The sequence below is a fragment of the Bradyrhizobium sp. 41S5 genome, from assembly GCF_011516665.3.
GTDB classification, from domain to species: Bacteria; Pseudomonadota; Alphaproteobacteria; order Rhizobiales; family Xanthobacteraceae; genus Bradyrhizobium; species Bradyrhizobium quebecense.
In genome coordinates, this window is the sequence record NZ_CP083721.1 from 3,592,122 (window position 1) to 3,610,871 (window position 18,750).

Below are 18,750 nucleotides of genomic sequence, written 5' to 3' on the forward strand. Positions count from 1 at the left end.
ATTTTGACTATGATCCTTCGCGTCGTGGTCACGGATATTACTCCAGCTTTTGCGGAGTGGGAACGTGGGCAAGAAGATCGTGCGCGAGCGACGTCGCCTGCGGTGTTAGAATCTCGAAGGGGCGCTCTTGGCTTATCGGCGAGGTTGTCGCCAAACCACGAGTTACGGCTATAAGGGCCAAGAGCAGGCTGAGAGCAGCCATGACATAGAACGGGCCGTTGATGGTAAAGTGCGCCATCATCGTTGTGCCGATCAACGGACCGAGGATTGAGCCAAGGCCGTCGATCAGGATCAGTCTACCGCTCACTGCAACTGCTTGATCAGATGGCATTTGATCGTGTGCGTTGGCAACACAAATCGGATAGAGCGTCGACGTAGAGCCGCCGAGCAGCACAGAGGCGGGTAGGATCACGTGGCGGGAATGCGGTAACTTGACCACCGCGATCACAGTAACACTTAAACCGAAGCTAATCATCGTTGGTGGATATGTGGTATGCGGCGATTGTCCTGGGCCCTCCTGACATCCGTTACTTGGCGATCTGACTGCGCGACGACGCACGATATCCATGTCCATTGAAATGTGCAGCTCAACAAGATAGCGTAGGTTAATATTCGAGCAGTCTCGCTGATGTCGTGTTCGTTAGCGATCGGCAAAATGGTGCGATTGCATGCACAAGTGGTTGGACATCGATTTTAGAGCTATTCAGAGCGAGCTTCGCGGGCGTGACTTTGTCCGTAGCAGCGAGATATTGGGTCCTACTGAAAGCCTATTCAAGACAAAGGAACATGGATACCGTCGCATCGACGATGCCATCTTTCTTCACGTCATGGATTTCGAAATAGGCCGGCCTTACAGCCTCCAGATGGCGCGGCCAGAGTTCATATGCATCCAGATTGCCGTGAGCGGAACCTACAACCGCTCGATTGGCGATCACGTCGACGTTGTGAAGCCGGCATCGATCCACATCTCGAATGCGCCCTTGTCAGTCTCGGATACACGGGCGGGAACGAAGCTGTGCGGCGTTCTGATTGCGTGCAACCGCGAATATTTCGTTGATCATTTCAAGTTGAATGTCGATCGCGTCCCGGAGGCCTACCGACCGATTTTCAGTTCCAGGATTGGCAGCCCGTCATCTTTGATGTTGCCCGCGAAACCGGACATCATGTTAGCTGCAGACCAGATATTGTCTTGCAGGTATCACGAACCATTGAGGCATTTCTATTTGAACGCGAAAGTGGTCGAGATCATTTGCGGGATCGCAGCGCAGATCAACGGCTTGCCAGCGCAAATGCCTCTGCGCGCAGTGCCGAACAAGCGGGCCGTGATAGAAGCCGCTGCGATGATCTATCGAAGGGAAACATTCAACCCTCCTACAATCGCGCAACTTGCGACGCGCGTTGGTTTGAATCGGAATGATATCACGAGTGGATTCCGCGAAGCATTTGGTATGACGCCTCATGCGTATGGTCACTTGCTTCGGATGGAGAAAGCGCACCTGATGCTGCAGGATGGACAATTGTCGGTCAGTGACGTCGCGCGACGGGTTGGCTATGAAGGATATTCGAGCTTCTGCCGAGCTTATCGCTCCCACTTCGGACGATCCCCATCCATAGTCAAACCTAAACCTGGCCGTTAGATGCAGCTGCTGTTCCAGAAGTTGTGCTCACAAGGCGATCGGAACATATCGACGCCTGTGTCGCTTTCTCCGGTTGTTGAGGAGCCGGCGGACAACGCTGAGCTTCCGATGGGGCTCATCACCGAGGCGAGGCTGTACGAGGTGAGCCTGGTCATCTGCCCGATGCGATGAATAGCGGTCCCCGGCCGCAATCATGCATGTTAGCCGGGGACGCTGCCCGGCCTGGGACGGACTGGGATGACCGCGCGGGTGCAATTGCATCAGCAACTGCGTTCGCCGTAAGTGCCGAAAGTCATGGCGTAAGCGTCGTTCTCAGGCCAAAGCTTTGAGGGCTTGTGCTCGCTTGGCCCCGGACACATAGGCAGCTCCCGAGAATGGATCTGCCCGCATGCTCCGCGCCCCGTACGCATCCGGTCAGCACCCCGGGCAGGCGCGCCGGTCAGCCGTGGCGCTCAGGCGGCAGCCGCTCTGGACTGTTGGGTTGCCTTCCAATTCCACGGGAGCAGGTCGGCGACTTTGTTGACGGGGTGATCTGGAAGCCTGGCCAACACATCCGCGAGCCAGGCTTGCGGATCAACGTCGTTCATCTTGCAGGTTTCGATCAGGGTATAGATGGCGGCGGCGCGATGGCCGCCGGCATCTGAACCGGCGAAGGTCCAATTTCGTCTTCCGACAGCCACACCGCGTAACGCTCGTTCGGCAGCGTTGTTCGAGAGGCAGACGCGACCATCGTCCAGGAAGCGGGTGAACGCCGCCCAACGGTTGAGCAGGTAGTTGATCGCCTTTGCAGTATCGTTGCCTGATGAGAGCAAGGTTCGCTGCTGACGCATCCAGATTTCGAGATCGGCGACGATCGGCCTCGACTTATCACGACGTACCGCAAGCCGCTGTTCCGGCGTTTTGCCGTTGATGGTGCGCTCGATCTCGAACAGGATATCGATGCGTCGCACGGCCTCGCTGGCAATCGGCGCCTCTCCAGATTTCGCCAGGTCGAAGAACTTTCTGCGGCCGTGGCTCCAACAGGCCGCTTCAAGGATCGGAGCTGGCTTCCTTTGGGCCTTGTAGAGCTGGTTATACCCATCGAAGGCATCGGCCTGCATGAGGCCGACATAGCCGGCAAGATGGCTTTGCGGGTGTTCTCCAGCCCGGTTGCGTGAGTAGTAGAACAGGGCCGCCGGCGGATCCGTGCCGCCAAACGGCCGGTCATCGCGAACATAGGTCCAGATCCGGCCGGTAACCGTCTTGAGCTTGGCCAGCACCGGCACCGTCGTATCGTCGGCGTGGATGCGTTCCGCGCTCATGACGTGGATCCGGATCGCCTCAATGATGGGATCGAGTGCCACCACGCAGGCGCCGATCCGATCCGCCAGGGTCGAGACGTCGATCTCGATCCCTTCGCGGGCATAGGTCTTGCTCTGTCGGTTCAACGGCTGGTGCAGCAGGAACTTGTTGACCAGCACCATCGCCAGCAGGCTCGGCCCGGCAAAGCCTCGCGGGATCGGATGGGAGGGCGCCGGCGCCTCGGTGATTGCCTCACAATCCCGGCAGGAGAACTTTTCGCGGACATGCTCGATAATCTTCCAGCGCCGCGGCTCACATTCCAGGGTCTTCGATACCACCTCGCCGAGCTTGTGCAGTCGCTCGCTGCCGCACTTGCCACATACGCAAGGAGCGGGTTCGACGATGCGTTCGATCGGCAGATTGTCCGGCAACGGACGTCGCGGCGGCCGTGGATTTTGCACGCGCTGCTGTTTGGCGGCTTCCGGCGCTGCGAGCTCGGCCTTGGTTTCCTGCTCAGCCTGGGTCTCTTCAAGATCCTCGATGGCGAGTTCGAGCTGCTCGACCAGCAGCTTGCCGCGCTCAGAAGATTGCCCGAACTGTTCTCGCCGTGCCTTGGCCAGCATCAGCTTCAGCCGCTCGATCTCCAACCGGCCGACGGTCACCTCGCTCTTCGCCAGCGTCAGCTGCTCGCGCTGCGCAATGATCATCGCGTGTGCTGCGGCAAGGTCGGTGGGAAGCGGATCGGCGGGCGTCGTCACGAGGACGAATCAACCATATTCGTCGCAAAAAATCCCGCTCGATTTAACCGGAAGCCTGTGGACGCCAGGTTGCCTGCGGCATCCGCCAATCAATTCCGGAGAGGAGATAGGATAGCTGCGCAACGCTGATCGTCACAACGCCGTCCGCCATTGATGGCCACAAAAAGCGGCCTCGCTCCAGCCGCTTCGTGAACAGACACGCGCCTTGGCCATCATGCCAGATGATCTTGATCAGGTCGGCACAGCTCGTTTCATTGTACGTCCCTTTGTCAGATACCGGGTAGGCGGATCATTCTATCATATTGATAATCAATGTAGTTTCTCGGCCGACGCTCGATCACGCGCTGCACCGCTATACGTACTGTTTCCGAGCTCAGCGCGTCGACAGGAACCAACCATTGCGAGCCCTTGATTGCTTGTGTGGCCGGCAAGATGTCCTTCAGCACCAAGCTCTTTGCTGATCCGACGCAAATTCCAAAGTGTGCCGCAGCCTTCGCAAGGCTGATCATTTTGCCGTCGGACGATGCGGGGTCGTATTCCGGCAAGCCCAGGCGTTCGCGCATTTCCCGCACGCGAACAGTCGTCCAGGTCTCGCCGTCGCCGGTCTTGCAGCGCATCCGATTGAGCGACACGGCGAGCTCTCGATCAGGCCAATGACCAGCGAGTTTACGAAGTGCGTCAACGGCAGTCGGTGCCATGTCGCCCGGATATCGGCCCGTCTTAACGCGAGCAACGCGAACCTCCGTGTGCCGGCCGCCGGTCCAGTGGATGAGCAGAACCGCCTCATTGGTGTTCCTATCGAGATCGCAAACAATCTCTCGGACCACAATGTGAACCAGCCGCTGCTTGGTGCGCGTGTCCGTGGACGGTGCATTCCAAACCCGCGGAAGATCATGCGCAAGTTGCAGAAGCAGGGCGCGGTCGATCTTGGGACTTTCCGCCGATGCGGTGCGCAGCTCCTTTACACGACCTTCAAGCTCGGCAACCCGCTCCAATGCGCCATTCCAGCGCGCCTCGAGTTCGCGGGCAACGTGGCGCTTGGCCGGATCCACAAGCTCGTATCGGCGTGCAGCAAGAGACGCTTCGTAGCGTACGACTTCAAGCTCCCGTTCGACGGCCGTGATGATCTCTTGTCTTGAGCGCTCAACCTGGTCGGACGCCAATATCGCTGCTTCAACAGCCCGATCGGAGACGGCCTCAAGGATTTGCAGCGCGACCGCACGATCGACCCGCACCCCGCCGATGCCGATACATAGGCCAGCGCCGACATGGGCGTCATCGCCGCGGCATTGATAACGATGGGCATTCCCCTTGGCCTGGCCGTAGAACACACGCATCATCCGCCCGCAATGGCCGCACCGCATCAATCCGGTCAGAAGTGCGCGTCCCCCGCGCGCCGATTTTCGCGAGCAGTTCTTCTTCATGTGGGCGTTTTCCAGCAGCAGCCTCTGATTGTCCTCATACTCCTGCCAGCTGACATAGCCGGGATGATTGTCGCGCAGGAGAACATTCCATTCCTCCCGCGGCTTTTTGAACCCGCTGACCTTGCGGGCGCGACCGTCCACGATCCGTGTCTTCTGGGCGATTCGGCCAAACGCATAGGCGCCAGCATAGAGCGGATTGTGCAGGATCTGCATCACCGTGTGATAGGCCGGCGCCTTCCAGCTGAGCTTGTAGATTTGAACGTTTTTTAGAACCACAGGCATTTTGATGTCGGCAGCACGCAGCCAAAGAAAGACCTGCCGGGCGCTACCGAGCTCGCGGAACTTCGTGAAGACGAGTCGAACCAATCCCGCCACATGTTCGTCGGGATCCATTTCGATCTTGCCGAGTTCACTCCAACAAAATCCAGGTGGAAGCATGAAGCGGTACTCGCCGCGCTTGGCCTTAGAGTCCCGAGCGGCGATTCCACGTTGGCGAAGCAGGCTCAGCTCATACTCCGACATCGTTCCCTTCAGTCCGAGAAGCAGGCGGTCGTTGACAAGCCGCGGATCATAGGCGCCGTCGGGATCAATGACCAACGCGCCCGCGAGGGCGCATAGGTCGATCAAGTGATGCCAGTCGCGTCCATTGCGCGCCAGCCGCGACGCCTCAATGCAATAAACGGCACCGACGTTACCCGAACAAACCATCGCCACAAGCCGCTCAAATCCGGGCCGTTGAGTGCTGCCAGAGCCTGAGCGGCCAAGATCATCGTCAATTACCGCCACCGACTTAAATCCGGCGGTTTCCGCGGCCTGCGCCAGGTCATATTGCCGCCGCTGGCTTTCGAGATTCCCCATAACTTGGGACATTGTCGATTGGCGAACATAGACGACGGCGGCGCGGTCGAGGTGATCACGTGTGATCTTGACACTCATGGTCACCTCCCGACATCTGAGCGGGTTCGACGCCAGCCGCTTCCAGCAACAGATCGGCGAGCGCCTCGATCAGACCTTTGGGATTGGCGCCCAGCGGGTTCTGGGGAATCCGAAGACGCAGATCCAGACCCAGTTGCATCGGCTCGCGATATTGGCTTTTTCTCCGCACGTCCTTTCTCCCTCTTCAAAGAAGGACGGGATTGTGCGCCCGACGCCTGAGTCGCGCCCAGAAGCTTCAGAACAGCAGCAAATTCGTTCAGCCCCTCAATACTGACCTGCGGCGGTCCTAGCGCCATGCCGGCGCAGTAGCTTTCGTCGAGCATCCAATTGGGAACTTCGCGGCTAAACCCACGCCGCTCCTCTGTGTAGATGCATTTCAGCTCCTTGCCGCGTCGGAACGGTGCCACCTGAAGCGTCCGCCCAAAAAGCGGATGCCACGGATACGCAATCTTCGCGCTTCGAAGACTGTATGCAGAATGTCGAGTGTTGGGCGCGGCGGCCTCTAAAAACATAGAGATCACCGGCATGCGGATCACGCTTCAAACTCTCCTGGACCAGACGCGCGAGGCTCGGGAAGCCGCGGCGCATATCGGTGTGGCCGGTCGCAAGCCACACCCGCACATTACCCGGTATGGCAATCATCGGCGCTCAAGTACCTCGAGGACCCGCGCCAGCGCTTCTGGATCGACGTGCGAATCCACTCGGATCCGTCGCCGGTTACCGAGGTCGATCTCGATCAATCCAATACGCGCGGCCACTACAGACCGCCCTCGGCTATCACCCGCAGGTAAGAGCTTCGGAGTTTCCTCTGCCTCCGTGGCGGCGATCTGCACCGGCGCAAAAGACGGTGCGACCTGCTCGGATGTCCGCGCTTGACGACGCCAGGTGAACACCAGGCTGGCCGCTACTCCGTTGCGACGTGCAACCGCTGTCACCTTTGCGCCCGGCGCCAACGTCTCCTCGACAATCCGTGCCTTGTCATCCTGCGACCAACGCCGCCGACGCTCCAGCCCGCCCAAAACCTCGACCCGCATCGCCTGATGACCTTAAAGCTAGACTTAAGGTCACACGCTTGGCGAATTACAGCGTGTCAGACAAGACGGCGCCCGCCGGATGCGTACCGCGCCCCAGGATCGCAAGCCCTTCCATCCGCTTGCGGAAGTCTGCCGGTTTGGTGGCCAACATCACCCGAATCGCACCCGGCGGGCCGGTCACCGGTTCGCCTTCAGTGCCTGGACGATCGATGCTATCATTGCGGGGTCCACTCCACGACCGGCCCGGATCGTGATCCCATCGACTTCGATCTCGATGATCCCGGAATCCGACTTGGCCTTGCAGAGCGCCACCTTGCGCGCCGGCCAAGAGCACGCGCCGGCACTAGGGCATCGACCACCGCCGGCACAAACCGTAATTCTTCCGCTTCGGAATGATCGCCCGCTGCTTCTCTCAACTGACATCGCCAGCCAAACGACTGCTGCAGCGACAATCCGTGCCGACGGGCTACCGAACAGACCGAGCCGCTGCTCATCATGATCTCCGCAGCTATCCGCGCCTTGTCCTCGTCGCTCCACTTCCGTCGACGGCCGGCTCCGGCGAAGACCTCAGGCTGCCGCACCGGCAAGCTCTCCGATCCAATCGGCGCTGTAGCGTTTTAGCCGTAGACGCGGGTTCCTTAAGAAGAGGGGCAGGACATCAACATAGCCAAGATCTCGGTGCCACATCAGTTCTTCTCCAATCATGGATGGCTAGGACTGCTGTCACTTGGTAGAGTTGCTCTGGGGTCTCAGGGTTTCATGGGATACCCGGTTGATATTGTCACCGGTACTGTCTCTGCCGTAACTGTAGATCATCGCCGTCGATTGCTCTACTCCATTGAGCCGGCAAACGGGAACGACGCCGTGAAACGCATCGTGATAGCGGATGATCACGAAGTCATCCGTTCCGGACTTCGCACGATTGTTGAAACTCGATCCGATTGGATCGTGAGCGGAGAGGCGATCAACGGCGAGCAGGCTGTCGCTCTGGTGGTGGAGACGCGGCCTGACATCGTGATCGTGGATTACTCGATGCCAATTCTGAACGGACTGGAAGTCAGTCGCCGGCTCAAGGCAATGCATCTCCGGGCCGCGGTCTTGATCCTGACAATGCACGAAGGTGAAGAGTTGCTGACCGAAGCCGTCTTGGCTGGTGTTCGCGGCTTCCTGTTCAAGTCGGACGCCGGCAAGCACCTGGTCTCGGCAATCGAGACATTGCTTGATGGTAGGCCCTATGTGACCGGTACTCTCATGGAGACGCTGCTCCACAATTATGCCAACAAGCAACGCGGGCCAGAGAATCCACTTACGCCGCGCGAGCTGAGCATAGTGCGGCTCATCGCGGAGGGCCACACGAACAGGTCCATCGGAGCTGTTCTGGAACTCAGCGCGAAGACCGTAGAGACGCATCGCGCATCAGCGATGCGAAAGCTCAGCATCTCGTCGACAGCAGAGCTGGTCCGCTACGCTGTCCGCAAGAAGCTGATCGCGCCCTGAAGAAGAGAAGAACAAACGAGCTCGAAGCGCTGTGGAGTGAAGTTTTGCTGCAATTGACGCATTGCGCGGACTATGGGGCGTGGCTTCATGTTGGGGCGACGTCGGAGAACGACAACCCATGATATCAGCTGTTACCGTTGCAGGCGTGCTTGCGCTGATGCAGAGCCCCGTGGACCAGTTTCCTGATAATGCGCTACCGCAATCATGGTCAGCGCGATGGTGCCCGGTGTCTCCACAGAGGTCGTGGAGAGCAGTGTCGCCCAACTTCATGGGGCGCGAGTGCTCCATATTGGGGACGCACGGGGTGGTTCCGTTCACCGTACCTTTATTCCAGTCGGTCGGTTGTCGTCGGTCTTGGAACGGGTGCCTTCGCTGGTCGCGATGGCTAAGCCTGTTTCGCAAAAACAGTTTTTCCTATGCCGACGGCTGCATTCTTCCGACCTGGTACAAGGGCAGGAGACTTCCATCGGCCAGATACAACAACGTCGTGTAGTGGCATGATGATAGGCATTCGGAGGTGCGTTTTGAAAGTGTTCTACTGCGACTTCCCTGCGTCAACCTGAGGTTCGCATGCTGGCTTCACCTTGCTCTCGACTTTCCCAGCGTCTACGCCGCTTCTTGCTCGCGGCCGCACCGGCGCTCGTCTTGACGCTCTGCGGCTGCAAGCAAGAGGTCGCCAAAGAAGCGCCGCCGCCACGTCCCGTGCGTACGGTGGTCGTCCAAAAGGGCGGTCTTGGCCAGTCGATTGTCCTCACGGGACAAATTCAGGCGGAGAAGGAAGTCGCGCTCGCTTTTCGTATTGGCGGCCGGATCATCGAGCGCCTGACGGATACGGGTGATCGAGTCGAGCCTGACCAAGTGGTGGCTAGGCTGGATCCGCAGAACGAATTGAACTCACTTCGTTCCACGCAAGCCGCGCTTGCTGCTGCTAGAGCTCGTTTGGAGCAGGATTCTAATCATTTCGACCGCCAGGAGACACTGCTGAAACAAGGCTGGACGACGCGTGCAAGTTTCGATCAGGCTCAGCAAGCATTGCGTACAGCGCGGGCGACCGTAGATGACGCCAAGGCGCAGGTCGAAATTGCGGAGGACCGCGTCAGTTATACCCAACTCAAGGCCGGTGTGAGCGGCACGATTACCCGACGTGCAGCGGAATCCGGCGAGGTGGTGCAGGCGGGGCAGATGGTGTTCACGGTCGCGCGTGAAACAGGCTGGGACGCGGTCTTTGACGTTCCGGCACAGGTATTGCGTACGGCCCCGGGAGACGCCGATGTGATCATCGCCCTGACGGACGATCCCAGCGTCACAGCAAAGGGCCGAGTGAGACAAGTCGATCCGCAGGCTGATCCGGTCACACGCACGTTTAAGGTCCGTGTGGCCGTCAGCGACCCACCGCCGTCCATGCGGCTTGGTGCGACCGTGTCAGGGACCATGGAAGTCGACCATGGCCACGGAATCTCGCTCCCTGCGAGCGCCTTAACCGCCACAGAGAAAAATCCGGCGGTTTGGGTCGTCGATCCGAAGAGCATGACCGTTGCCCTGAAGCCAGTTGACGTCTTGCGCTTTGATCCCGGGACAGTGGTGCTGTCGGGAGGTCTCGACGGCGGTGAGATCGTTGTGACTGCCGGCGTGCAGGTGCTGCATCCGGGACAAAAGGTCAGGCCGTTAGGGGTGAAATCATGATCGGCCCCAATCTTTCCGACTGGGCGCTGAAGCATCGGTCTTTTGTCATTTTCGCGATGATCGCGATCGTGGTCGCCGGTGTGTCCTCCTATTACCGCCTTGGACGCAACGAAGACCCGGCCTTTACCTTCCGCACCATGATTGTGCAAGCAGCGTGGCCAGGCGCAACACTCGACGATACCTTGGCCCAGGTCACCGAGCGCCTGGAGCGCAAGTTGCAGGAAACACAGGGCTTGGACTACCTGCGTTCGTATACCAGTCCGGGTCAAACGACGATTTTCGTCAACCTCAAAGGATCGACTCCCGCAAGGCAGGTGCCCGACATCTGGTATCAAGTGCGCAAGAACATCGGCGATATACGCCGGACCTTCCCCCAGGGCGTGGTGGGCCCCGGCTTCAATGATGATTTCGGCGACACCTATGGCCTTATTTACGCATTCTCTACGGACGGCGGCTTCAGTCATCGTGAGCTGCGCGACTATGTCGAGGACATTCGCTCGAAGCTCTTGCACGTTCCGGACGTCTCCAAGATTGAGATGCTCGGCGCGCAGGACGAGCAGATTTATGTCGAGTTTTCGACGCGGCAGCTTGCAGGCCTCGGGATCGACCGCGCGGCGCTGATTGCCGCACTCCAGGCGCAGAACGCCGTAATTCCGGCGGGCGCGCTCCAGACCGGCGATGAGAAAGTGTCGATCCGCGTGACCGGTGCCTTTAAGTCTGAGAATGATTTGCTCGATGTAAATTTTGTTTCGAACGGACGCCTGATCCGCTTGCGAGATATCGCGGAGGTTCGGCGCTCGCTATCCGATCCACCGCAGCCCATGTTCCGTGTCAATGGCAAGCCAGCGATCGGGCTTGCCATCGCCATGCGCGATGGCGGCGATATTTTGACGTTGGGCAACAATATTAAGAAGGCGATCGATTCCAGCATGGTTGATCTTCCGATCGGCATCGATGTGGCTCTCGTGTCGGACCAACCGGTCGTGGTGAAGAATGCTATCGGCGAGTTTATGGAATCTCTCTGGCAGGCTATTGCCATCATCATGGCCTGCAGCATCGTCAGTCTTGGTTTCCGCCCTGGGGCGGTGGTCGCGTTGTCCATTCCGCTTACTGTGGCGATTATCTTTCCGATCATGGAATCTGCCGGGATCGATCTGCAACGCATTTCGCTTGGTGCGCTGATCATTGCGCTTGGCCTATTGGTGGACGACGCGATGACGACGGTTGACGTGATGACCTCAAGGATGGCAGCTGGCGACAGCAAGGAGAGGGCAGCGACTTTTGCTTATGACACGCTGGCATTTCCGATGCTCACCGGCTCATTCGTCACCGCAGCGGGCTTCGTGCCGATCGGCTTCGCGCGGTCATCGGCTGGTGAATACACGTTCTCGATCTTTGCTGTCGTATCGATTGCGCTGATTGTTTCCTGGTTTGTTGCGGTGCTTTTCGCGCCCCTTCTTGGAGTGTGGTTTCTCAAAGCTCCCGATCAGAGAAAAGACGAGAAGCCGAGCCGTATTGTGAGCGCTTTTCGCGCGCTTTTGCTCACGGCGATGCGACGTCGCTGGATGACCCTTGCCGTCACTCTTGGATGCTTTGTTGCATCGCTTCTTGCTCTTCCGCTTGTGCCCCGACAGTTCTTTCCGGCCTCGGACCGTCCAGAGCTAGTGGTCGATCTGACCTTGCCACAAAATGCCTCGATTTTCGCCAGCGATTCTGTAGCGCATAAGGTCGACAGCATGCTCAAGGACAATCCCGACGTCGCTAGCTGGAGCACATACGTCGGACGCGGCGCGATCCGATTTTATCTTCCGCTGAACGTTCAGCTCAACAACGACTTTTTTACCCAGGTCGTGGTCATCGCCAAGGATGTTTCGGCCCGCAAGAGGCTGCAGGCAACGCTTGAGAAGAAGTTGGCAGAGGAGTTGCCGAGCGTCGTTTCGCGCGTCTCCCCGTTGGAGCTGGGACCGCCGGTGGGATGGCCAGTGCAATATCGCGTCAGCGGCCCGGATTTGACGCAAGTTCGAATGATTGCATTGCAGCTCGGTAAAGTGCTCGGCTCTGACAGCGATCTGCGACGGGTAAACTTCGACTGGATGGAGCCGGCGCGGAAGGTGCGGATTGTGATCGATCAGGATCAGGCCCGCCTCCTCGGGCTGAGCTCGACCTCGCTTTCGACCAACCTGAACGCGGTAATGACCGGCGCCTCGGTCACTCAACTGCGTGACGATATTTATCTCGTGGACATCATCGCTCGAGCTCAAGACGAGCAACGTGCTTCGCTCGACACGATGCGATCGTTGCAGGTGCCCTTGCCGAGTGGCCGCACGGTCCCCTTAAGCCAGATCGCGCGCTTTGAGTTCGACCAGGAATATCCGCTTGTTTGGCGACGCGATCGGGTGCCGACCCTCACGGTTCAGGCCGATGTGGCCCCAGGCTCGAGCCCGGAGGCCGCGGTGGCCTCTTTGGCTCCGGAGGTGGACAAGTTGCAGGGGAGCTTGCCGACGGGTTATCGCATCGCGGTGGGGGGCACGGTTGAGGAAAGCGCCAACTCGCAGGCCTCGGTCTATGCGATGGTTCCGGCAATGCTATTCCTGATGCTGCTGTTCCTTATGGCGCAGCTGCATAGCTTCAGTCGTCTCGCGATGGTGCTCTGCCTCGTACCGATGGGACTTATCGGCGTCGTTGCGGCCCTCTTGATTTCTGGCCGCCCTCTCGGTTTCGTCGCAATTCTCGGAATTCTGGCGCTGATGGGCATGATCGCGCGCAATGCGGTCATTCTCATCGAGCAGATCGAGGCAGAGCGTGCCCAGGGACGCGAGTTGTGGGATGCGATCGTGGAGGGCGCGGTCTCGCGTTTCCGGCCGATCATGCTGACGGCGATCTCAACCGTTTTGGGCTTTATTCCGATTGCACCGACTGTGTTCTGGGGCCCGATGGCCTTCGCTATCATGGGCGGCCTGTTTATCGCGACCATGCTAACTCTCGTCGTCCTGCCTGCGCTCTACGTTATTTTCTTCCGCGTCAAGGAACCGGTCGGACAACTAGCTTCCTGAGACGCTCGCTGTGAGCAGGGCCAGGATAATTAGAAGCAATGAGACGCCCGCCACCGGCCATTGCCGGAGCCGGGCTTCAAGCATTTCGAGCGATGGACCAATACTTAAGAGGCTGCGGAACGCACTCTCTTCAAGGACGACGCTGTCGCCGACTGGCACGTTGGGCAGAGGCCAGCCGATCCGTTGCAGCACCAGGGCGAGGCCCGCACCGACCGCCACAGGCCAGAACCCATCTAGGAGTTTGCCGAATTCAAATGCATTTGAAGTATCGCCAATTGCCGGATAGAAAACCCACGGCAGCGCGATCGCGGCAAACGCCGCCGCGTGCCAGAAACGGATCAGGCTGGCTGGACACTCCTGAGCGGCCTCGTGCAGCGGCACGGCGAGGCGGATCAGGAAATGTGTCATCAGTAGTGCTGTCCCGATCGAAGAAAGCGTGGCGAATATCGCTGTTGGTCCGCTGGCGAATTGCGCCTTCAAGGCAAGCTTTGCCAGAGCGCCGCCTGTAAACGGAAGGCCCGCAAGGCTCAGGGCAAGAATTGCGATCAGAATAAGCGACGTATAGGAAGATCTTCTGTCTCGCAGGGCTAGCGAACCAATCGCCAGGAATAGTGTGGCTTTGACCAGTAAATGGTTTGCGGCATAGAAAGCGACATTGAGAGAAGCGTCAGTTTGTCCATTGACGAGCGCCATGCCAAGAGCAGCTGTGATGATCCCCATCTGGCTGATGCTGGAATATGCCAGAATGACTTTGGGATTTCGTTGGGTCATTCCGAATACGACGCCGTAGAAGGCGGAAAGAAAGCCCATGATGGCCAAAGCGCTGCCCCAACCTTCCAACGCAGCAGCAAGCGGCAGAAAACGCATCAGCCCGATCACGCCGGCTTTAACGCCCGCGCCGCTCAGTGCGGCCGCAGCTGGAATCGGCGCGGCACTATAGGTCAGCGGCATCCAGCCATTGAAGGGAATCATGCCGACCTTCATGCCGAAACTGACAATGATTAACCCCAGAGCGGCGTCTCGCCAAGATGAGGCGGGCAAGGCCGCCACTACATCGTCGATGCGCAGGCTTCCGTGCGGTGCACCTACGATGAGCATCGCGAAGGCCAATAGCAGGAACGCCTCGCCAAGAATTGTGAAGGCGATATAGATCGCACCCGCGCGCTTTCGTTCAGTTTCATCTGAAAACGCGAACAGTCCATAGGCTGGGATGCTTACGAGGGCATAGAAAAAGTAAAAGGAAACCAGATCACCGGCGACGAAAACACCGATGTTGCCTGTCATGGTCATAAGCCAGCAAAGTCCGAAGCGATTGTCGGGCTGATGGTCACGCCAGAGGGCGGCGCTGATGATAATCCAAAGCAAGGCCGCGGCGGTGAGAATCAGTGCCCCCGGCGGATCGAGGCGGAGCGCGAAGCTCAAGACCGGCATGTCACAGGTCATCGGCGCGTGGGTCAAGCCGATGAGGCCAGTTGCGAGACTGGGTATTGGGGCAAGCCATTGCAAGGCCAGGGCGTGGCGGCGCCAGCGTTTGGCGAAGCAGGCGGCTAGAAAGGCCGCGGGTATCGCCAAGCTCGCACCAAGCAGTGCGGAGTACAGATTAGTCATGGCAGTCCCCTTGCAATTGGACGACCAATTTCAAGGAGATTAAAGAAACTCTGCGGCATAAGGCCGAGCGCAATGGCGATCGTTGCGAGTGCGAGCGCCGCCGCCTCTTGGCTGCGCTTGGGGGCCAATACCAACGAGATTTGGTCGTCAGAGAATGCGGGCGCAAGAATCCGGTAGACGTAGCCAGCCGCTAGAAGGCCACCGGCAAGAACGGGAAGCGTCCAGATCCATTGGCCCGACGCGACGGAGGCTTGCAGCATCAACCATTTGGTACTGAAACCGCCGCTTGGTGGCAGACCCACCAACGATACCCCTGCGAGGGCGATGGTCAGGAACGTGAGGGGTAGCATACGCGCAGCGCCGCGGATTCCAGCGATCTGGTCATGACCGAGCGCCTCAGCGAGCACTCCCGCAGACAAGAACATCGCTGCTTTGGCAAATGCGTGAGCCAGCATTTGCATTATGCCGGCGCTCCAGCCGAGCGCACTCCATGTTTGCGAGCCGGTAGCGAGCGGAAAAACCAGAAAAAGGTAGCCGATCTGGGCTACAGTCGAATAGGCGATCAGTAGCTTCAGTCGTGCTTGAAGCAAGGCCATTATGCTACCTGCGACAATGGCCACTGAGCCAAGACAACCGAGAAATATGGCCGCCTTGTCTGCGGGAAGCGCCGGAAGGATATAGAACCACAGCCGTAGCGTGAGAAAAAATGAGCCTTTAACGACCAGGCTGGAGAGTATTGCACTCGCCGCCGCCGGCGCGTTGGCGTGAGCGGGCGGCAACCAGAGGTGTACCGGGAAAAGAGCCGTCTTGGCGATTAGGCCAGTGGTCATCAGGGCAGTTGCTGTCCAAGTAATGGGTGTAGCCTGAACCCGTTGTGCGAGAAGTGGAATGTCTAGAGTCCCATACGCACCGTAGAACAAGGCGACGCCGAGCAGATAGGAAATCGATCCGAAGAGAGCAAAGAGCAGGTACCGCAATGCGGCGGCGAGCGTCTCGGGACGGGCGTCGATACAAACGAGGGGCACTGCAGCGAACGTCAGCAATTCCAAGGCGACGTAGAGGTTGAATAGGTCACCACCTACGAAAATCATAGTCAGCGCCGCCCAGATTGCCTGGAGCATGATCCAGAAAGTCAATGAACTTCGGTTCTCTCGGACGCTGCGGGGCGTATTGAATTTTGCACGCGCGTAGAATGCGGCGACGGTTACGATCACCGCCGCGGTGATCAGCATCACCGCCGAAATGCCATCGGCGCGCAAGGCGATTCCGAGCGGCGGCGGCAGTCCACCAATCGCATATACGACGGGCTTGCCCGTTCGACCGACGCAGAATGCGATTGCGCAAGCGAGAGCAAACCCGAGCGGCGTCGAGCTGAGAGCGACGCGTTCGGCATTACGGCCTCCAAGCGTGATAGACAGGATAATTCCAGCAATCGGCAGCAGAATCGCGAGAACAAGTAGGCTGCCGCCCGGTGTGGTCGCCCCCAGTTCCGCTATCACCCTGCGTCCCCATCGTTCAGCTTGGTCGAGGCATCAGGGTCTAACGCGACGTGGCTGCTTTCCGCGGCAAGCCGCAAGATGAGTGCCACTGCGACGGCGCTAGCGGCGAAGGCGACAACAATTCCGGTAATGACCATGGCCTGCGGAACAGGGTCGAAGCGTAGGCCATCAGTTGCGCCGCGGCGTGCAACAATCCCGAATACAAGGAAAACGCCGCTGCCGATCAGGTTGAACGCCAGCAATTTGCGAAGTGGATGCGGATGGAGAATGAGGCCGTAGAGCCCAAGACCAACCAAAGCTGCGCCTGTCAATCCCGCGAGAACTGAGGGAGTCATAGATCAGATCTCTCGTTTGGAGGACCGGCGACGAGCATCGGTAAGGCCACTGCGATGGACAAAACCATAAACGCCTCGATGAACAGAATGGTTGGTTTGGCAAAGCTGTGCGGATAGGCGAAAAAGCTTCCCGCCACCGGCTCGCCTGCGAGACCGACGATCAGGAATACAGCAGGCCCTGCGACCAAAGCCAGCCGGAGATAGCGCGCGTCGATACGGGGCGGCTCGACCAGCCGCGCCATCATGGTAACCATCCACATGGCCGCAAGCAGAGCGCCGCCCTGAAAGGCACCGCCCGGGCCGTCGGCGCCGGCCCAAAAAATATGAACTCCCACGAGCACGCCGATCGGCGCAAGCATCTGGGCGAGAAACACCATCGGAGCATAAGGTTTGGATTGGCGGAACGGCGCGGGTGCGCCGCCCCACGCCGTGTCGGTGCCCACCGACCAGATCCCGAACACGGCCAGGATCAGCACGACCTTCTCAAGCATCGTGTCGAAGGAGCGATAGGACATCAAGACCGCTGTGATGAGGTTACCGAGACCCGCGCCGGCACTGTCGACGGCTGCTGCTGCCTCGGGTGCAAGCGAGGCTGGCGGCTGAGGCAGCATCAGGATGACAGCCCCCAAAACGCTGGCGACGAGAGCCGCGAGCAGACCAGTAAACAGTTTGATGGTTAATCCTGGTGCCGCGGGAGTAACATTCTTGAGCGCTTTTAGCCTTTTTCCTGCGGTGATTAGCAGGACCCCTGTCACCCCTCCGCCAACTGCAGCTTCGGTCAAGGCAACGTCTGGTGCATAGAGGCGGATCCAGACGAAAGCGAGCAGTAACCCATACGCGACATAACCAATCACGGCGGCGAAGAGATCTCGTGCCGCGATGGTCCAAATGGCGACCCCGACGACCAAGAGGGCAAGACCAATATCGAGATAGGCAAGTAGACTCATTTGCGGCCTCGCCTGAGCGAGCGGCCAATCAATTGCGCCGTCGACGCGCTAGCCAGCAGAACTAAAGCCCAGATGACGATCAGTTTAAGCGCTGAAAGCGTGTTTTCCGCGAGCGGGATCAAGCCGAACGCGACCAGACCAAGGCCAAGGTTGTCGGCCTTGGCCAAGGCGTGGAGGCGGGTGAGCGAGTCAGGAAAGCGCAGAAGGCCAACCGTCCCCGCGAAAAAGAAGAACGTACCGGCGCTGATGGCCGCGATGCTGAAAAGATGAAGAAGCGTCATCACGCCTCGGCGTCTCCGTGGTCAGCATCGAGCAAATTGACGAAGGCAATCGCGACAAACGCGGCAAGCAAAGCGAGGCCGAGCGCGACGTCCTCCACGCCTGGGACGCTTGTTGCTGTAGCTATCAGCAATAGCGCGGCGATGCCGCCCGTGCCGAGCAGTTGAACTGCCATCAGCCCTTCTACGTCGTCCGACCCGCGCATAATGCGCGCGAGCCCTACCGCAACCGTGAAGAGAATCAGGCCGGCTGCGACGAGAAGCAAATCATTCATAGCCGATCGCCTTCTTGAACAGAGCCTCGTCAGCCAGAACAGCTGTCGCTATCGGCAGCGAAATGTCGAGGCAATGCACCTGGAGTATTTCGCCTTCCGCGCTGGTCGGTGCGGTCCCCGGCTGAAGGCTCTGATATAGGAGGAAGGCGTTTCGAGCGGCGCCAGGTGGCAGGGTAAAGGCGACATCGACGAATCCTGGACGCAAATCGAGGTGCGGCAGGAGTGCGCGTCGGGCGACATCTAACCCCGCGATGATTGAGCCGCTAAGAAAGCGAAGGCTGAGTTTGGCAAGCGGGGCAAGGCGTGGACGAGCGACGGCGGGCGACAACAGTGACAGGCTGATCCACGCCGCAAGTGCGGAAGCAATGAGGCCGACCGGTAGGTCCTCTTGCCTCCAACCAGCGATCATGAGCCAAACGCTCAGAAAGAAAGAAAAGCGAGCAGGTAAGGACGTCATGATCAAAGGTGCGCGAAAGGCCATCGAACACCTCACCTTTCTCGTTTG

At 59.1% G+C, this 18,750-nt stretch carries 19 protein-coding genes; 5 read left to right on the forward strand and 14 right to left on the reverse strand.

Features of this window, described 5'->3' with window-relative positions; translation table 11 throughout:
- Positions 1–37: 37 nt before the first annotated feature.
- Positions 38–574, reverse strand: a complete 537-nt coding sequence (locus tag HAP47_RS17040) for an MFS transporter (RefSeq protein ID WP_173637252.1) — start codon at positions 572–574, stop codon at positions 38–40.
- A gap of 94 nt (positions 575–668) precedes the next feature.
- On the opposite strand from HAP47_RS17040, the gene HAP47_RS17045 reads away from it, so the two are divergent.
- Positions 669–1,637 carry a helix-turn-helix transcriptional regulator gene (locus tag HAP47_RS17045; protein WP_173637251.1) on the forward strand — a complete coding sequence of 323 codons (969 nt, stop codon included), beginning with the start codon at positions 669–671 and terminating at the stop codon, positions 1,635–1,637.
- A gap of 452 nt (positions 1,638–2,089) precedes the next feature.
- Here HAP47_RS17045 and tnpC read toward each other — a convergent pair whose 3' ends face one another.
- The 3 genes from tnpC to HAP47_RS17060 all read right to left on the reverse strand — a co-directional run bounded on the left by tnpC (position 2,090) and on the right by HAP47_RS17060 (position 6,036).
- Positions 2,090–3,625, reverse strand: coding sequence for an IS66 family transposase (gene tnpC / locus HAP47_RS17050; protein ID WP_173640457.1), 1,536 nt, complete (start codon positions 3,623–3,625; stop codon positions 2,090–2,092).
- A gap of 94 nt (positions 3,626–3,719) precedes the next feature.
- Positions 3,720–3,911 carry an IS66 family insertion sequence element accessory protein TnpB gene (tnpB, locus tag HAP47_RS17055; RefSeq protein ID WP_173640456.1) on the reverse strand — a complete coding sequence of 64 codons (192 nt, stop codon included), beginning with the start codon at positions 3,909–3,911 and terminating at the stop codon, positions 3,720–3,722.
- Between the two features lie 34 nt (positions 3,912–3,945).
- A complete protein-coding gene (locus HAP47_RS17060) occupies positions 3,946–6,036 on the reverse strand; it encodes a recombinase family protein (protein ID WP_173637250.1) in 2,091 nt (696 codons plus the stop codon).
- Here HAP47_RS17060 and HAP47_RS17065 point away from each other — a divergent pair.
- Positions 6,020–6,310 carry a hypothetical protein gene (locus HAP47_RS17065; protein ID WP_173637249.1) on the forward strand — a complete coding sequence of 97 codons (291 nt, stop codon included), beginning with the start codon at positions 6,020–6,022 and terminating at the stop codon, positions 6,308–6,310. The genes HAP47_RS17060 and HAP47_RS17065 overlap by 17 nt on opposite strands.
- 68 nt (positions 6,311–6,378) lie before the next feature.
- Here the strand turns inward: HAP47_RS17065 and tnpB (HAP47_RS17070) are convergent, their stop codons facing one another.
- The 3 genes from tnpB (HAP47_RS17070) to HAP47_RS17080 form a co-directional block, all read right to left on the reverse strand.
- A complete protein-coding gene (tnpB, locus tag HAP47_RS17070; protein WP_173637248.1) occupies positions 6,379–6,678 on the reverse strand; it encodes an IS66 family insertion sequence element accessory protein TnpB in 300 nt (99 codons plus the stop codon).
- Complete coding sequence (gene tnpA / locus HAP47_RS17075) at positions 6,675–7,070, reverse strand: IS66-like element accessory protein TnpA (RefSeq protein ID WP_173637247.1); 396 nt, start codon at positions 7,068–7,070, stop codon at positions 6,675–6,677. The genes tnpB (HAP47_RS17070) and tnpA overlap by 4 nt, the downstream gene beginning before the upstream one ends.
- Positions 7,071–7,285: 215 nt before the next feature.
- Positions 7,286–7,567 (reverse strand): hypothetical protein, encoded by a 282-nt coding sequence (locus tag HAP47_RS17080; protein ID WP_371821816.1) that lies wholly within the window; start codon positions 7,565–7,567, stop codon positions 7,286–7,288.
- A gap of 367 nt (positions 7,568–7,934) precedes the next feature.
- On the opposite strand from HAP47_RS17080, the gene HAP47_RS17085 reads away from it, so the two are divergent.
- The 3 genes from HAP47_RS17085 (at position 7,935) to HAP47_RS17095 (ending at position 13,303) form a co-directional block, all read left to right on the forward strand.
- The gene (locus tag HAP47_RS17085; protein WP_173637246.1) at positions 7,935–8,567 is read left to right on the forward strand and encodes a response regulator; all 633 of its coding nucleotides are present in this window, start codon (positions 7,935–7,937) and stop codon (positions 8,565–8,567) included.
- Between the two features lie 570 nt (positions 8,568–9,137).
- Positions 9,138–10,250 carry an efflux RND transporter periplasmic adaptor subunit gene (locus HAP47_RS17090; RefSeq protein WP_173637245.1) on the forward strand — a complete coding sequence of 371 codons (1,113 nt, stop codon included), beginning with the start codon at positions 9,138–9,140 and terminating at the stop codon, positions 10,248–10,250.
- Positions 10,247–13,303, forward strand: coding sequence for an efflux RND transporter permease subunit (locus HAP47_RS17095; protein ID WP_210285203.1), 3,057 nt, complete (start codon positions 10,247–10,249; stop codon positions 13,301–13,303). The genes HAP47_RS17090 and HAP47_RS17095 overlap by 4 nt, the downstream gene beginning before the upstream one ends.
- Here HAP47_RS17095 and HAP47_RS17100 read toward each other — a convergent pair.
- The 7 genes from HAP47_RS17100 to HAP47_RS17130 are packed head-to-tail and all read right to left on the reverse strand — an operon-like array spanning position 13,292 to position 18,726.
- Positions 13,292–14,911: a complex I subunit 5 family protein gene (locus HAP47_RS17100; protein ID WP_173637244.1), complete on the reverse strand. Its 1,620-nt coding sequence runs from the start codon at positions 14,909–14,911 to the stop codon at positions 13,292–13,294. The two genes, HAP47_RS17095 and HAP47_RS17100, sit on opposite strands and share 12 nt — an antisense overlap.
- Entirely contained in the window at positions 14,908–16,410 is a 1,503-nt protein-coding gene (locus tag HAP47_RS17105) for a complex I subunit 5 family protein (RefSeq protein WP_231168912.1), read from the reverse strand. The genes HAP47_RS17100 and HAP47_RS17105 overlap by 4 nt, the downstream gene beginning before the upstream one ends.
- Complete coding sequence (locus tag HAP47_RS17110) at positions 16,407–16,745, reverse strand: NADH-quinone oxidoreductase subunit K (RefSeq protein WP_173637243.1); 339 nt, start codon at positions 16,743–16,745, stop codon at positions 16,407–16,409. The genes HAP47_RS17105 and HAP47_RS17110 overlap by 4 nt, the downstream gene beginning before the upstream one ends.
- Positions 16,742–17,692 carry a hydrogenase subunit MbhD domain-containing protein gene (locus HAP47_RS17115; protein ID WP_173637242.1) on the reverse strand — a complete coding sequence of 317 codons (951 nt, stop codon included), beginning with the start codon at positions 17,690–17,692 and terminating at the stop codon, positions 16,742–16,744. The genes HAP47_RS17110 and HAP47_RS17115 overlap by 4 nt, the downstream gene beginning before the upstream one ends.
- Positions 17,689–17,973 (reverse strand): cation:proton antiporter, encoded by a 285-nt coding sequence (locus HAP47_RS17120; protein ID WP_173640453.1) that lies wholly within the window; start codon positions 17,971–17,973, stop codon positions 17,689–17,691. The genes HAP47_RS17115 and HAP47_RS17120 overlap by 4 nt, the downstream gene beginning before the upstream one ends.
- Positions 17,973–18,245 (reverse strand): multiple resistance and pH regulation protein F, encoded by a 273-nt coding sequence (locus HAP47_RS17125; protein WP_173637241.1) that lies wholly within the window; start codon positions 18,243–18,245, stop codon positions 17,973–17,975. The genes HAP47_RS17120 and HAP47_RS17125 overlap by 1 nt, the downstream gene beginning before the upstream one ends.
- A complete protein-coding gene (locus HAP47_RS17130; RefSeq protein ID WP_173637240.1) occupies positions 18,238–18,726 on the reverse strand; it encodes a Na+/H+ antiporter subunit E in 489 nt (162 codons plus the stop codon). Before HAP47_RS17130 ends, HAP47_RS17125 begins: the two co-directional genes overlap by 8 nt.
- Between the last annotated feature and the right edge of the window lie 24 nt (positions 18,727–18,750).